Source organism: Georgenia soli, from assembly GCF_002563695.1.
GTDB classification, from domain to species: domain Bacteria; phylum Actinomycetota; class Actinomycetes; order Actinomycetales; family Actinomycetaceae; genus Georgenia; species Georgenia soli.
This window is the reverse complement of sequence record NZ_PDJI01000004.1, coordinates 1,535,921-1,549,558: the sequence shown is the minus strand read 5'-3', so window position 1 is coordinate 1,549,558 and position 13,638 is coordinate 1,535,921. Positions and strand designations below refer to the sequence as shown.

Below are 13,638 nucleotides of genomic sequence, written 5' to 3'. Positions count from 1 at the left end.
GCCCACCCCCCGACCGTTACCCTGGTGCGGTGATCGCGCGGCACCCTGCGTGGCGGACGGGACTGGTCCTGCTCGCCGTCGTCGTCGCGCCCGTGGCTGCCGCCCTGGCGAGCGGCGCGGCCGTCATCCAGGCGTGCGTGCCGGCCTCCGGCGCGTGGTCGCAGGTGGCGCTCCGCCTGGCGCTGCTGCACCCCGACGCGGCCTGCCCCGAGGGCACGCTCGGAGCCGGCGCCGCACCGGAGCAGGCCCTCACGGTCGTCGCCGCCGTGGCCCTGCCCGCGCTGCTGGGGCACCTCGCCCTGCTCACCGGGGCGGCCGGGCTCGTCGGCTCCGCCCGGCGCGTCATGGCCGCGGAGGTCCGCCGGTTCGTGCGGGTCCTCCTGCCGGCCGCCGCTCCGCCCGTCCCCGACGACGGGGGCGACGTGGTCCTGCCTGTGCAGCCGGCCCGGCCGGTGCGCCTGCTCCTCGCGCGCCGCCCGCTGCGGCGCGGCCCTCCGGCGTGGGTCGGCGCGTAAGCAGCCTTCCCGCCGGGCGTCCAGCGGACGCCGCCCCCGACCCACCCCTGACAGGAAGAACCGATGTCCTCCAGCTCGTCCTCCAACACCAAGGCCCAGCGCCGCGACGCCGCGCGCGAGCAGGCCCGCAAGCTCCGTGAGGCCCAGGCCAAGCGCGAGAAGCGCAACCGCAGTCTCATCATCGCCGGCGTGCTCGCCCTCGTGGTCGTCGTCGGCATCGCGCTCTACGTGATCATCAGCCAGGGCAACAAGTCCGTCATCGAGTCCGTCGCGGACGTCCCCGCGAACACCTCGGTCCAGGACGGTGGCATCTCGCTCGGGTCGGACCTGGTGGCCGGCACGGAGAACTCCGGGGCGCCGGTGCTCGACGTCTACCTCGACTTCTCGTGCCCCCACTGCGCCACCTTCGAGGAGATCAACGCCGACGACATCGACTCGCTCGTGGCGGCCGGCGAGGCCACCGTCGTCTACCACCCCGTCGCGATCCTCGACGGCAGCGGCGGCGAGTACACCGGCTTCTCCGGCCGTGCGGTGAACGCGGCCGGCATCGTCGCCGACCAGGCGCCCGAGGCGTACAACGCCTTCCAGGAAGGCATGTTCAAGCTCTTCGCCGGTGCGAGCGCCGAGCCCACGGACAAGGAGATCGCCGCGACGGCGGTCGAGGCCGGCGTGCCGCAGAAGGTTGCGGACACCATCGCCGCGGGCGAGCACCCGTACAAGGACTGGGTCGCGGCCACGACCAAGCAGTTCAGCCGTGACGGCTTCACGGGCACGCCCACCGTGCTCATCAACGGCAAGGAGTTCGACGGCTGGAGCGAGCCCGGCGCCCTGGTCGAGGCGCTCAAGAACCAGTAGTCAGGACGGACGGGGACGAGCGTGCCGCGCCCGTCGTGGCAGACTCGTCCCCGGTCACGCCGCCTTAGCTCAGCTGGTAGAGCACCCGCCTTGTAAGCGGACGGTCGTCGGTTCGAGTCCGACAGGCGGCTCCACGGGTCGCCGACGTGGCCTCAGGCCGCGTCGGCGATCTCCCGCAGCCGCTCCGCGTCGAGGATCGCGGTCCAGCGCCGGCCGGACTCCACGACGCCGTCCTGGCGCAGCCTGCTCATCACCCGGGAGACCGACTCGGGTGTGGACCCCGTCATCCCGGCGAGATCGGCACGGCTGAGCGGGACCTGCAGCAAGGTGCTGCCGTCGGCCCGCGACTGCCCGAGCTCGCCCGACAGTCGCAGCAGCGTCGTCGCCACCCGTTGGGCGACGGAGCCGGTGGAGATCCGGCCGACGTCGGAACGGGCCCGGGCGAGCCGGCCCGCGACGTCGTCGAGGACGCGCAGCGCCACCTGGGGATGCTCGGTCAGCACGGCCCGGAAGGCGGCCGGGTCGATCCGCAGCGCGCAGGCGGTGGTCATGGCCTCGGCGCTCTCCGGGTACCTGGGCTCACCGAGGCTGCTCAGCGCACCGAAGAGGTCCCCGGGTGTGAGGATGTCCGTGAGGACGTCCTGGCCGGTCGGCGTGGGCTGGGTTACCCGCACCCGGCCGGCGGCGAGGACGTAGAGATGGTCGGCGGGGGCGCCGGCCTCGTACAGCGGGTCGCCCTCGGCCCAGGAGAGCGAGACCATGCGCCGGTCGATGTCGGCGAGCTCGCTCTCGTCGAGCCCGGCGAAGTAGGGGACCTGGCCGAGCACCTTCATGCGCACCGGGCGGGGGCAGTGGTGCGGCTCCGCGCAGGTGCTGCGCAGCGGGACGCGACGACGCGCCGCGCCGTCGGTGCTCATTCGATGACGCCGTCGTCCTGCCCCGAGTCGCCGTGCACGAAGTCCTCCTCGACGTCCGGCCCGGCGCCCACCAGCTCGGCGTCGGGACCGGAGCGCTCGGCGTCGGTGCGGGGCGCGCCGGAGGGGCGGCCACCGCCGAGGACGTCCCGCGAGCGGTAGCGGTCGACGTCCTGGTCCGGACGGACGAGGCCGCGGTGGACGAGGGCCTCGGTGACCAGGTCGGGCCGCCGGACGGACTCGCGGGGGGTCATGCTCACCACTCCTCGGTCGGTGCGGGGCGCCGGGTCCCGGCGCCCTCCTGCCGCGAATGCTACGTGAGGGACCAGTCCACCGGCTCGCCGCCGAGCTCGGCGAGGAGCGCGTTCGCGCGTGAGAACGGCCGGGAGCCGAAGAACCCGCGGGAGGCCGAGAGGGGGCTCGGGTGGGCGGAGGTGATCACCGGGGTGGAGCCGAGCATCGGGCGCAGCGTGGCGGCGTGGCGCCCCCACAGGATGGCGACCAGGGGCGTGCCGCGGGCCACGAGCGCCCGGATGGCGTGCTCCGTGATCTCCTCCCAGCCCTTGCCCCGGTGCGACGCCGGCTCGCCCGGGCGGACAGTCAGGACCCGGTTGAGCAGCATCACACCGTGGCGCGACCACGGCGTGAGGTCACCGGTGGAGGGGACCGGCAGGCCGAGGTCGTCGTGGAGCTCGCGGTAGATGTTTTGCAGCGAGCGCGGCACCGGGCGCACGTCGGGCTGCACGCTGAAGGACAGGCCCATGGGGTGCCCCGGCGTCGGGTAGGGGTCCTGCCCGACGATCAGCACGCGCACATCGGCGAGCGGGTAGGTGAAGGCCCGCAGCACGTCGGTGCCCGCGGGCAGGTAGCTCCGGCCGGCCGCGATCTCGGCACGCAGGAACTCGCCCATCGCGCCGATGCGGTCCGAGACGGGGCCGAGCGCGCGGGCCCAGCCGGGGTCGAGCAGGTTCTCCAGGGCGGTGGCTGTCACGCAAGGGAGGGTAACCACGCGGGGCCCCCGGCCGACCGGCGTGGCGCCACGCGGAGGAATGACACCGGTGTCGTTCGCGCCCTAGCATGGAACCCGGACCGCACGAGCACGCCCGAGACCTACGGAGGAGAGCATGGCCGCAACGCACGCGGAGGCCGACGCCGCCGGGTCGGCGAGCACCGGGCTGAGCGAGACGGAGGCCGCGATCCTGGGCTTCGAGCGGCAGTGGTGGAAGTACGCCGGCGCCAAGGAGACGGCGATCCGTGAGCTGTTCGACATGAGCGCCACCCGCTACTACCAGGTGCTCAACCAGCTCCTCGACTCCGAGGCCGCGCTCGCGGCGGACCCGATGCTGGTCAAGCGCCTGCGCCGCATGCGGTCGTCCCGCCAGCGGGAGCGGTCCTCCCGCCGCCTCGGGTCCTCGCTCTAGGAGCGCCCTCAGCGCCCACGACGCCGGAACGGATAACCTCAGCCCGTGAGCACGCCACACGAGGACTTCCCCGAGGACGAGTTCGACGTCGCCGGCCGCGACCGCACCCCGCAGGGTGTGCACCGCGGGCCGCGCTCGCCGCTGCGCACGCTGCTGCCGATCCTCGCCGTCGTCGTCCTCGCCCCGCTCCTCGCCTGGGGGGCCATCGCGCTCCTGGGCGACGGCGGGGAACCTGCCCCGACGGCGGGCGCGCCAGCCGCGACCGCGACGGCCGAGCCGGGCGGCGACGGCACCGGGACGGCCGCGACCAGCGAGGCCCCCGCCGAGGGGACGGAGGCACCCTCGGACGAGGCGACCAGCGAGGAGCCGACCGAGGAGACGACCACCGAGGCGCCGAGCGGCGACATCCAGTACGGCGCGCCGATCGCGGTCCTCAACGGCGCCGGGATCAACGGGCTGGCGAGCGACGTCGTTGGGACCCTCTCGGGGGCGGGTTACACGGGCGGCGTGGCGGACGACTACACCTCCGGGGCGCCGGCCACCACCACGCTGTACTACAACAACCCCGACCTGCAGGCGACCGCCGAGGACGTGGCGAGGACGCTGAACATCGGGAACGTGGTCGAGAGCTCGAGCGCCACGCAGTCCATCGCCATCGTGCTCCGCTCGGACTACCAGGGCCGGTGACATGACCCGCGAGGTGCGGGACGCCGTCGTCGTCGGCTCGGGCCCCAACGGCCTGGCCGCCGCCGTCACCCTCGCACGCGCGGGCCTCGACGTCCTCGTGCTGGAGGCCCGGCCCACGCTCGGGGGCGGGGCGCGCACCCTGGACCTTGGGCTCGCGCCCGGCCTGGTGCACGACGTGTGCTCCGCGGTGCACCCCCTCGCCCTGGCCAGCCCGTTCCTGCGCGCCTTCGACCTGCGGGCGCGCGGCGTCGACATCGTCGTCCCCGAGACCTCCTACGCGCAGCCGCTCGAGGGGCGTGACGCCGGCATCGCGTACCACTCGCTCGAGCGCACCGCCGCCGCGCTCGGCGAGGACGGGCCGGCGTGGCGCCGGCTGATGGCTCCGCTCGTCGACGACGCGCGGGCGGTCACGGCCCTCGGGCTCGGCGACCACCGCAGCGTGCCGCCCGAGGTGCTCAGCCCGAGCGGCGTCCGCGCGGCCCTCGCCTTCGGCACGACCCTGCTCGAGCAGGGCACCGGCCTGTGGGACCTGCGGTTCTCCGGCGACGTCGCACCCGCGCTGCTCACGGGCGTCGCCGCCCACACGATCTCCGCGCTGCCCTCCCTCGCCGGTGCCGGCACCGCGCTCCTGCTCGGCTCGATGGCCCACGCCGACGGGTGGGCCCTGCCGGTCGGCGGGAGCCAGGCCATCACCGACGCCCTCGTCGCGGACCTGCGCGCGCACGGCGGGGAGATCCGCGCGGACACGCCGGTGACGGGGTGGCGCGAGCTGCCCCGGGCGCGGGCCTACCTCTTCGACACCACGCCCCGGACGCTGGTCGAGGTCTGGGGGGAGCGGATGGCACCCTCCGTGCGTGCGGCGCTCTCGCGGTTCCGGTACGGCGACGCCGCCGCCAAGGTCGACTTCGTCCTCTCCGGGCCGGTCCCGTGGACCGACCCGCGGGTGAACGGGGCCAGCACCGTCCACGTCGCGGGCACCCGCGCCGAGATGGTCGCGTCCGAGGCCGCCGTCAAGGCGGGCCGGCACGCCGAGCGGCCGGTCGTGCTGGTCTCCGACCCCACGGTGGCGGACCCCGGCCGGGAGGTCGGCGGCCTGCGTCCGCTGTGGACGTACGCGCACGTGCCCAAGGGCTCGACCCGGGACGTGAGGGAGGACGTCACCGCCCAGATCGAGCGGTTCGCGCCCGGCTTCCGCGACGTCGTCGTCACCTCGCGGTGCATCCCCGCGGCCGAGATGCCCGCGCACAACGCCAGCTACGTCGCCGGCGACATCGCCTCCGGGGCGGTGTCCATGTACCGGATGGTGGCCCGCCCGAGGCTGGCGTGGCACGTCTACGACGCCGGGGTGCCCGGTGTGTACCTGTGCTCCTCCTCGACCCCGCCGGGGCCCGGCGTGCACGGCATGGCCGGCTGGCACGCGGCCCGGCGCGCGCTGAAGGTCCGGTTCGGCAGCTCCCGGCCACCGGCCCTCGGCCCGACGGCGTAGCGGCGGCCGAGGGGACGGGGCGGGCGCTGCGCCGCCGCCGGGGCCGTCAGCGGCCGGGGATCTCCACCACCTGGGGCCGGGGGCGCTTCGGTGCCCGTGCGTCCCCGGAGGACCGACGGCGGAGCCGTCGCCCCACCCACGGGCCGGCGTAGGTGCGCAGCCAGGTCAGGTCCTCGCGCAGCCGCTCGGCCCGGGCCGCCGGCGGCAGGGGCTCGAGCGGGTCGTCCCAGTCCGGGGTCTCGGCGCCGAGGCCCAGCGCCACGAGGGCGCCCTGCGTCACCCGCTCGTGCCCCTCGGTCGAGAGGTGGATGCGGTCCTCGGCCCACATGCGCCAGTCCCTCAGCGAGCGCATGCCCCACACGTCGAGCACGTGAGCGCCGTGCCGGCGGGCGATCGTCCACAGGTGCGCGTTGAACACGGCCACGCGTGGCCTCGTGGCCCGGATGACGGGGGAGTCGTGGGCGTCCATGCCGGTCGCGAGGAGCACGTCGGCGCCGGTGGCGCGCACCTTCTCCACCGCGGACTCCATGAGGGCGGCGAGGGCGTCAGGGTCCGAGCCGGGGCGCAGCAGGTCGTTGCCCCCGCCGACGAGGGAGACCAGGTCCGGCCGCAGCGCCAGCGCGGCGGGCAGCTGCTCGGTGACGATCTCGCCGAGCAACCGGCCCCGCACGGCGAGGTTGGCGTACTCCAGCGGGCCGTCACGCCGCTCCGCGAGGCGGCTGGCCAGCAGGTCTGCCCAGCCGCGGAGAGTCTCCGGCGCGGCCGGGTCGACGTCCCAAAGCCCCTCCGTCATGGAGTCGCCGAGTGCCACGTAGCGCTCCCACCGTGCGGCGGGTCCGGGTGCGGTGCTCACAGTGCACCAGCCTCCTCCAGTGCGGCGACGGTCAGGACCACATTGGCGCTCGACCAGGTCAACGGCGCGACGGCCGCGGGTGCCCCGTTGGCGAGCACCTTCTCCGGGATCGCGCCCGAGGCGGTGCGGTGCTCGACCACCCAGTCCAGCCACGCCGTCGCCCGGCGGGGGTGGCCGTTCTCCGCGGCCGTGAGCGCGTACAGGGTGGTCTCGGGCGTCCACGAGATCCCGTCCCGCTTCCACCCCGCCCCCGGGGCCACCCCGCCCGCGGGACGTGCCATCTCCTCCGCGGAGACCAGCCACGCCTCCTCGGCCCCGGGCAGGGCCCCGGTGGTGAACGGGGGCAGGAGCATCGCCGTCGCGGCGTCCCGCCCGTCGGACCCGAGCAGCGAGGTCATGGGCGCGTCCCCGGCGTACCGCTCGTAGCCGCCGGGACCGAAGGTCGTGACGACGGCGGAGCGGAGCTGGCCGGACCGGCGGCCCACCCGCTCGGCGCGGTCGTGCATGCCCTGGTCGGCGTAGAGCGTGGCCGCGTGCTCGAGGCCGGCGAGCATGGGTGCCGCGGTGCCGAGCGTCAGGTCCTTCTCGCGGACCTCCCAGTAGTCCGCCGACGGCGGGGGCAGGTGCGGAGCCTCGGCCGTGAGCTCGAGGACGTGGTCGGTGGCGGTGTCGATCAGGGGGCGCAGCTGCCGGAACGCGGTGCGGCGCTCGCCCTCGTCCTCGATCTGCGCCAGCACGGTGGCGGCGGACCACAGGACCCACCCGTTGCCGTCGAGCTGGATGCCGCGCCCGTCGGGCACGCCCGAGCCGTCCGGCAGGTAGCGGGCCTGGAACCCGCCCTGGCTGCTCTGCACCTCGCCGACGAAGCGGAGCACCGCCACCGCGTCCTCCACGTGCCCGGTGCGGGCCAGGGCCGCGGCGACGAACGAGGCGTCGCGGGGCCAGACGTAGCGCCATCGGTCCGTCCACCCGGCCACGACGGCGCCGGGGGCGGCCTCGGTCGTGGCACCGTCATCGTCGAAGGCGGCCCCCGTGAGGGTGTGGATGTCCAGCAGCGCGTTCGTGACGAGCTCCTCGTAGGCGGTCCCCGCGCCGGGGACGCTGCCCTCGGCCAGCCAGTCCCGCTGGGCCTGGGCGAGGGCCTCGGCGTCGGCGTCGCCCGCGTGGGCGGCGAGCACGCGGGAGCCGGGCAGGTACTCGGCGGGCTCGTGGGCGGGCACGTCCGCGACCCGGCCGTCCGGCTGGAGGTGGACGCCGTCGAGATAGAGGTCGATGAACTCCTCGGTCGACTCGTTCGCCTTCAGGTGCACCGACCACAGGGCGGTGGCCACGTACAGCACGACCGCGAGGGACCAGCCGAGCACCCGACGGGTGCGGCGCCGCCGCCGGCGCTCCGGGGCGGGGGCGGAGGCGGGGGCCGTCGTGCGGCGATCTGGCAGGACGACGGTGGTCACCGCAGCAGGGTACGTCAGGGGGTTAACGGAGATTCATCGCAGGTATGGGCCCGGACGCACCTCACCCTCAGGCCCGACCTGGCAGGAGCTCACTTCGACGGTGACGTGGTGATCGGCCTGCCGTCCGGGCCGACGACGAACCACACGCCCCCGACGTTCCCGTCCACGAGGATCGGACCGAGATCGGTCTGTGCGACCTGCAGCGTGGTCGCCGCAGCCGCGCTACCGTCGGTCCCGTCCGCGGTCCCGGTGGCGGGGCCTCCGGACATGTAGCCGCCGGGCGCAGAGGTCCCGGGTTCACCGCCACCTGTCGCGGTGCCGCCGCCATCGCCGCTGCCGGCAGCGCAGGCCGTGAGGACGCTGGCGAGCAGGACGACCGCAGTCACGGCCCGCAGGCCGGATCGTGCACGCATGACTCCTCCGGAGGTCGTGTCCCGATGCCGAGGTCGTGGCGGCCGGACGGCTCCGTGGAGGGGCCGGACGGCGCGTCGAAGGAGATACGTCCCGCACGGCCGCCGAGCTGGCGGGCGGACGGCGCAATCCCGGGTGCGCCGTCGGACGTACCTCAGGGCGTGCAGCTCTTCCCGCGGACGGACCGCGCGGCCGACGCGGCGCTGGTCGACGGCCTCGCCCTGGACGACCCCGACGCGGCGGCGGCCTTCGTGCGGCGTTTCCAGGGCGCGGTGTTCGGGCTGGCCGTCTCGATCACCCGGGACCGTGCACTGGCGGAGGACGTCAGCCAGGAGGTCTTCGTCCGTGCCTGGCGGGCCGCGGCGAGCTACGACGTCCGCCGGGCCTCGGTGCTGACGTGGCTGCTGACGATCACCCGCAACGCCGCCATCGACGCGGTGCGGGCCCGGCGCCAGGCCCCGACCGACGCGGAGGTGCTCGAGCAGCTCGTGGACGCCACGCTCCGCCCGCCGGACCCGGAGGAGCTGGCGCTGCGCGGCGTCGACGGTGAGCGTGCGGCGCGCCGGCTGATGGAGATCCCGCCCGAGCAGGCCCGGGCGGTGGTGCTGGCCGCCGTCGGTGGCCTGACGGCCAAGGAGGTCGGTGAGCACGAGGGCGTCCCGGTGGGGACGGCCAAGACGAGGATCCGCACGGGGCTCATGCGCGTGCGGCAGGCGATGGAGGACGAACGTGGCTGAGCAGCCGGGCGGGCCCGTCCCCGACCACCCGGAGCCGGACGAGATCGTGACCCTCGCGCTCGGGGAGGTCCACGAGCCGGGCCGGAGCGAGCTGGCGCGCCACCTCGCCGCTTGTGAGCCGTGCCGCGAGGAGTACTCGGCGGTGGTCGCCGGGCTCGAGCAGGTCCTCGCCGCGGCCCCGACCGTCGCGCCGCCCCCGGGGTTCGAGGGACGGGTGCTGACGGCCATGGGCATGGCGGGGGCGCCGGCCGCCGCCGGTGCACGAGAGCATCCCAGGGACGCCGGCAGGTCCGGGGTGGGTCCCAGCAGGTCCGGGGTGCGGCGCCGCGCCGTGCTGGTCGCGGCGGCCGCAGGCGTCGCCGGTCTTGCGGTCGGTGCCGGCGGCGCGTTCCTCGTCACCCAGGACGCGGGAGGCCCCGGCACGGGTCCCGCGGCACCGCCCCCGTCGGCCGGTGCGCCGTACACCGGCGCAGACCTGGTGCGGGCGGACGGCGCCGTCGTCGGCCGTGTCAGCGGGAGCCGGTTCGGCGGCAGGGACGTGCTGGTGGTGGACGTCGTCGGGGCGCCGGAGGGCGTGCGTTACGAGTGCCGGGGCGTGATGCCCGACGGCACCGAGGTGCCGCTCGGCGCGTGGACCGTCGGCCCCGAGCGGTCGGCCACCTGGGTGGTGACCGACCCCGGCGTGACGGCCGTGCGTCTCGTCACGGGAGACGGCCGCGCCTGGGCCGACGCGGCGCTCTGACGTCGGCCGTCACGGGACGGGCCTGTCGGGCACGCCGTCGTGCGCCGCACGCCTGTTCCCTCTCGGCGGACAGCACCTTGCACTCGGCCGGTGAGAGTGCCAATATCGAGTTAGCACTCTCGTCGTGAGAGTGACAAAGCAACCGGCTGGCCGGTGAGGCCCGGTGCGAGGCGGGACGTGACCGTCCTCGGGCCGGGTCGTCCGTCGCGGGCACCCGTCAGCCACACCACCACACCGTGGAGGAACCAGCTATGGCCAAGACCATCGCCTTCGACGAGGAGGCCCGTCGCGGCATGGAGCGGGGTCTCAACACCCTCGCCGACACCGTCAAGGTCACCCTCGGCCCCAAGGGCCGCAACGTCGTCCTGGAGAAGAAGTGGGGCGCCCCCACGATCACCAACGACGGCGTGTCCATCGCCAAGGAGATCGAGCTCGAGGAGCCGTACGAGAAGATCGGCGCCGAGCTCGTCAAGGAGGTCGCCAAGAAGACCGACGACGTCGCGGGTGACGGCACCACCACCGCCACCGTGCTCGCCCAGGCGCTCGTGCGCGAGGGCCTGCGCAACGTCGCCGCCGGCGCCAACCCGATCGCCCTGAAGAAGGGCATCGACAAGGCCGTCGAGGTCGTCATCGAGAAGCTCTTCGAGCAGGCTCGTGAGATCGAGACCAAGGAGCAGATCGCCGCCACCGCCGCGATCTCCGCCGGGGACCCGGCCATCGGCGAGCTCATCGCCGAGGCCCTCGACAAGGTCGGCAAGGAGGGCGTGGTCACCGTCGAGGAGTCCAACACCTTCGGCCTCGAGCTCGAGCTGACCGAGGGTATGCGCTTCGACAAGGGCTACCTCTCGCCGTACTTCGTCACCGACGCCGAGCGCCAGGAGGTCGTCCTCGAGGACGCCTACGTGCTCCTCGTCGAGTCGAAGATCTCCAACGTCAAGGACCTGCTGCCGCTGCTGGAGAAGGTCATCCAGTCGGGCAAGCCGCTCGCGATCATCGCTGAGGACGTCGAGGGCGAGGCCCTGGCCACCCTCGTCGTCAACAAGATCCGTGGCACCTTCAAGTCGGCCGCCGTCAAGGCCCCCGGCTTCGGCGACCGCCGCAAGGCGATGCTGCAGGACATGGCCATCCTCACCGGTGGCCAGGTCATCTCCGAGACCGTCGGTCTCAAGCTCGAGAACGCCGACCTCGACCTGCTCGGTCGCGCCCGCAAGGTCGTCATGACCAAGGACGAGACGACCATCGTCGAGGGCGCCGGCGCCGCGGACCAGATCGAGGGCCGCGTCGCGCAGATCCGCGCCGAGATCGAGAACTCCGACAGCGACTACGACCGCGAGAAGCTGCAGGAGCGTCTGGCGAAGCTGGCCGGCGGCGTCGCCGTCATCAAGGCCGGTGCCGCCACGGAGGTCGAGCTCAAGGAGCGCAAGCACCGCATCGAGGACGCCGTGCGCAACGCCAAGGCTGCCGTCGAGGAGGGCATCGTCGCCGGTGGTGGCGTCGCCCTCATCCAGGCCGCCAAGGACGCGTTCGAGGGCCTCGAGCTCGAGGGCGACGAGGCGACCGGCGCGAACATCGTGAAGGTCGCGGTGGACGCCCCGCTCAAGCAGATCGCCGTCAACGCCGGCCTCGAGGGCGGCGTCGTCGTGGAGAAGGTTCGCACCCTCCCCGCCGGCCAGGGCCTCAACGCCGCGACCGGTGTGTACGAGGACCTCCTCGCCGCCGGCGTGAACGACCCGGTCAAGGTGACCCGCTCTGCCCTGCAGAACGCGGCCTCCATCGCCGGCCTGTTCCTCACCACCGAGGCCGTCGTGGCCGACAAGCCGGAGAAGGCCGCCGCGGCCGCCGGCGGTGAGCCGGACATGGGCGGCATGGGCTTCTGATCCCGCCCCGCTGACCGGCGGACGACGTCGGAGCAGCACAGACCGCAAGGGCGGCACCCCGCGAAGGGGTGCCGCCCTTCGGCGTACCCGGCCACGTTCCGGCGGGCGCGGGTCAGCGCCGGAGATGGATCTTGTGGTGCTCGATGGCGGCCAGGTCGTCCGACGTCGCCTTCAGCAGCCGGTCCGCGAGGTCCCGGAGGGCGCGTGCCGTGGCGAGCTCCTCGCCGATCTCCGGGACGTCCTGGTCCTCCGGGTTGCGCCGGGCGCGGCCGTAGCCGTGGATCGGCGTGGGTGCCGACGTGGTCAGGACGGCGTGCGCGGTGGTGACGGCCTCGTCCGAGCGCACCTCCTCCGCGTCGAAGATTTCGATCCGCACGTTCCACGTCTTCGTCATGACGGCTCCTCGAGTGGGTGCCCGGCGCACGCGGCGGTGCGGCGCCGGAGTGGTCCCTCCATGGTCCGTCGCTCGTTGCGGCGAGTCCAGGGGACTCCCGGTGGCTCGTGTCAGGCCACCGGGTGCAGGTCTGACCGTCGCGCGCGCCGGCCACCGGGAGCCGGCTGCGAGGCCGGTCAGTCGTGCGGTCGGTCCAGCAGGGCAAGCTCGCGGCGGAGGTTCTCCCGGGCCGGCGTCTCCCAGCGTGCGCGGCCGGACGCGGTCGCGAAGATGTGCTCGTGAGCGAGCAGGCCGCCGAGCACGGCCGAACGTCCACGCCGGAAGTCCTCGTCCGGCACTCCCGCGTACTCGGCGCGCACGGCGGCGGAGTACCGCGCGTAGCGACGCGGCGAGGAGGCGAGGATCGCCAGGTCCGCGTCGCACAGCGCGGCGCCGGCCGCGTCGCCCCGGGCCGGCGCGTGGCTCGCCGTGAGCATCACGAGGCGCTCCACCTCCGCGACGGTCGCCGGACCCGCGCCCAGGTCTGACAGCCGTTCGCGGGCGAGCTCGGCGGACCGCTGCTCGTCGGCGCCGGGCACCAGGTCGTACACGGCGTCGTGGAACCAGGCGGCGAGCTCCGCCGTGACGGGGACCGCCTCCCCGTCGGCACGGAGGACGTCGAGGTGCTGCAGCACGTCGTCCAGGTGCGTCAGGTCGTGGTAGTGGCGGTGCGGCTCGTCCCACCGGCGGAGCAGCTCGGCACCGGCGTCGACCCACTCGGTCGACGCCGGAGCGGCGGCCCGAACCTCTCGGACGTCTCGGCGGTCCCGGTCGGGTCCCATACGGCCGGCCGGGGTCCGGGCAGCGAGCGCTGCCCAGCGCAGGGCCAGGTCCGCGGTGAGCCGGCGGTGCTTCTCCTGGAGCCGGTCGGAAGCCCGGACCCGCAGGCCCGACGCGCGCAGCCGGGCCACCAGTTCGCGGCCGGGGACGAGCTCGGCGCCCGCGGCCACCAGGGACTCGAGGCGCTCGGCCGGGACGTCGTAGTGGTCCAGGTCGAACGACCGTGGCGGAAGGCCGTTGGCGCGGGCGAAGCGGTGCAGCTCCTCCAGCGACCGGTCAGAGACCAGATGGGCCCAGACCGTCCCGTGGGCGGGCCAGCGCGGCTGGTCGACGAGGATGGCCACGATCCCGATGCTACGGCCGGTGGCCGTCCTCGTCCCGGTGGCCGTCCTCGTCCCGGTGGCCGTCCTCGTCCCGGTGGCCGTCCTCGTCCCGGTGGCCGTCCTCGTCCCGGTGGCCGTCCTCGTCCCGGT

Annotated in this window: 16 protein-coding genes and 1 tRNA gene; 9 read left to right on the top strand and 8 right to left on the bottom strand. The window is 74.6% G+C overall.

Annotated features, from left to right (window positions below):
* The first annotated feature begins 29 nt into the window (after nt 1–29).
* The 3 genes from ATJ97_RS08250 (at nt 30) to ATJ97_RS08240 (ending at nt 1,504) form a co-directional block, all read left to right on the top strand.
* Nucleotides 30–515, top strand: coding sequence for a hypothetical protein (locus tag ATJ97_RS08250; RefSeq protein WP_098483340.1), 486 nt, complete (start codon nt 30–32; stop codon nt 513–515).
* A 63-nt stretch (nt 516–578) separates the two neighbouring features.
* Nucleotides 579–1,370 (top strand): DsbA family protein, encoded by a 792-nt coding sequence (locus tag ATJ97_RS08245; RefSeq protein ID WP_098483339.1) that lies wholly within the window; start codon nt 579–581, stop codon nt 1,368–1,370.
* A 58-nt stretch (nt 1,371–1,428) separates the two neighbouring features.
* Nucleotides 1,429–1,504: transfer RNA gene (locus ATJ97_RS08240), tRNA-Thr, on the top strand.
* An 18-nt stretch (nt 1,505–1,522) separates the two neighbouring features.
* On the opposite strand, the gene ATJ97_RS08235 is transcribed toward ATJ97_RS08240, so the two are convergent.
* The 3 genes from ATJ97_RS08235 to ATJ97_RS08225 are packed head-to-tail and all read right to left on the bottom strand — an operon-like array spanning nt 1,523 to nt 3,275.
* Nucleotides 1,523–2,287 (bottom strand): Crp/Fnr family transcriptional regulator, encoded by a 765-nt coding sequence (locus ATJ97_RS08235; protein WP_098483338.1) that lies wholly within the window; start codon nt 2,285–2,287, stop codon nt 1,523–1,525.
* Nucleotides 2,284–2,538: a hypothetical protein gene (locus ATJ97_RS08230; RefSeq protein ID WP_098483337.1), complete on the bottom strand. Its 255-nt coding sequence runs from the start codon at nt 2,536–2,538 to the stop codon at nt 2,284–2,286. Before ATJ97_RS08230 ends, ATJ97_RS08235 begins: the two co-directional genes overlap by 4 nt.
* Nucleotides 2,539–2,597: 59 nt before the next feature.
* Nucleotides 2,598–3,275, bottom strand: a complete 678-nt coding sequence (locus tag ATJ97_RS08225; protein WP_098483336.1) for a uracil-DNA glycosylase — start codon at nt 3,273–3,275, stop codon at nt 2,598–2,600.
* Nucleotides 3,276–3,408: 133 nt separating this feature from the next.
* Here ATJ97_RS08225 and ATJ97_RS08220 point away from each other — a divergent pair, with 133 nt between their 5' ends.
* From ATJ97_RS08220 to ATJ97_RS08210, 3 genes are read left to right on the top strand one after another with little or no spacing between them, the layout of a single operon-like run.
* Nucleotides 3,409–3,705, top strand: coding sequence for a DUF3263 domain-containing protein (locus ATJ97_RS08220; protein ID WP_098483335.1), 297 nt, complete (start codon nt 3,409–3,411; stop codon nt 3,703–3,705).
* A 45-nt stretch (nt 3,706–3,750) separates the two neighbouring features.
* Nucleotides 3,751–4,392, top strand: coding sequence for a LytR C-terminal domain-containing protein (locus ATJ97_RS08215; RefSeq protein ID WP_098483334.1), 642 nt, complete (start codon nt 3,751–3,753; stop codon nt 4,390–4,392).
* 1 nt (nt 4,393) lies between these two features.
* The gene (locus ATJ97_RS08210; RefSeq protein ID WP_098483333.1) at nt 4,394–5,878 is read left to right on the top strand and encodes a phytoene desaturase family protein; all 1,485 of its coding nucleotides are present in this window, start codon (nt 4,394–4,396) and stop codon (nt 5,876–5,878) included.
* A 46-nt stretch (nt 5,879–5,924) separates the two neighbouring features.
* Here ATJ97_RS08210 and ATJ97_RS20005 read toward each other — a convergent pair whose 3' ends face one another.
* The 3 genes from ATJ97_RS20005 to ATJ97_RS08200 form a co-directional block, all read right to left on the bottom strand.
* Nucleotides 5,925–6,731 (bottom strand): SGNH/GDSL hydrolase family protein, encoded by an 807-nt coding sequence (locus tag ATJ97_RS20005; protein ID WP_281254935.1) that lies wholly within the window; start codon nt 6,729–6,731, stop codon nt 5,925–5,927.
* Nucleotides 6,728–8,185 (bottom strand): glycoside hydrolase family 15 protein, encoded by a 1,458-nt coding sequence (locus ATJ97_RS20000; protein ID WP_211287107.1) that lies wholly within the window; start codon nt 8,183–8,185, stop codon nt 6,728–6,730. The genes ATJ97_RS20005 and ATJ97_RS20000 overlap by 4 nt, the downstream gene beginning before the upstream one ends.
* 89 nt (nt 8,186–8,274) lie before the next feature.
* Nucleotides 8,275–8,598, bottom strand: a complete 324-nt coding sequence (locus tag ATJ97_RS08200; RefSeq protein ID WP_098483332.1) for a hypothetical protein — start codon at nt 8,596–8,598, stop codon at nt 8,275–8,277.
* Nucleotides 8,599–8,622: 24 nt separating this feature from the next.
* Here ATJ97_RS08200 and ATJ97_RS08195 point away from each other — a divergent pair, with 24 nt between their 5' ends.
* From ATJ97_RS08195 to groL, 3 genes are all read left to right on the top strand, one after another.
* Nucleotides 8,623–9,333, top strand: a complete 711-nt coding sequence (locus ATJ97_RS08195) for an RNA polymerase sigma factor (RefSeq protein WP_098483331.1) — start codon at nt 8,623–8,625, stop codon at nt 9,331–9,333.
* The gene (locus ATJ97_RS08190) at nt 9,326–10,075 is read left to right on the top strand and encodes a hypothetical protein (protein ID WP_098483330.1); all 750 of its coding nucleotides are present in this window, start codon (nt 9,326–9,328) and stop codon (nt 10,073–10,075) included. Before ATJ97_RS08195 ends, ATJ97_RS08190 begins: the two co-directional genes overlap by 8 nt.
* 251 nt (nt 10,076–10,326) lie before the next feature.
* Nucleotides 10,327–11,952 carry a chaperonin GroEL gene (gene groL / locus ATJ97_RS08185; RefSeq protein ID WP_098483329.1) on the top strand — a complete coding sequence of 542 codons (1,626 nt, stop codon included), beginning with the start codon at nt 10,327–10,329 and terminating at the stop codon, nt 11,950–11,952.
* Between the two features lie 112 nt (nt 11,953–12,064).
* Here the strand turns inward: groL and ATJ97_RS08180 are convergent, their stop codons facing one another.
* Both ATJ97_RS08180 and ATJ97_RS08175 read right to left on the bottom strand, forming a co-directional pair.
* Entirely contained in the window at nt 12,065–12,346 is a 282-nt protein-coding gene (locus ATJ97_RS08180) for a DUF1876 domain-containing protein (protein WP_098483328.1), read from the bottom strand.
* Nucleotides 12,347–12,522: 176 nt separating this feature from the next.
* Entirely contained in the window at nt 12,523–13,509 is a 987-nt protein-coding gene (locus ATJ97_RS08175) for a DUF4031 domain-containing protein (protein WP_098483327.1), read from the bottom strand.
* Between the last annotated feature and the right edge of the window lie 129 nt (nt 13,510–13,638).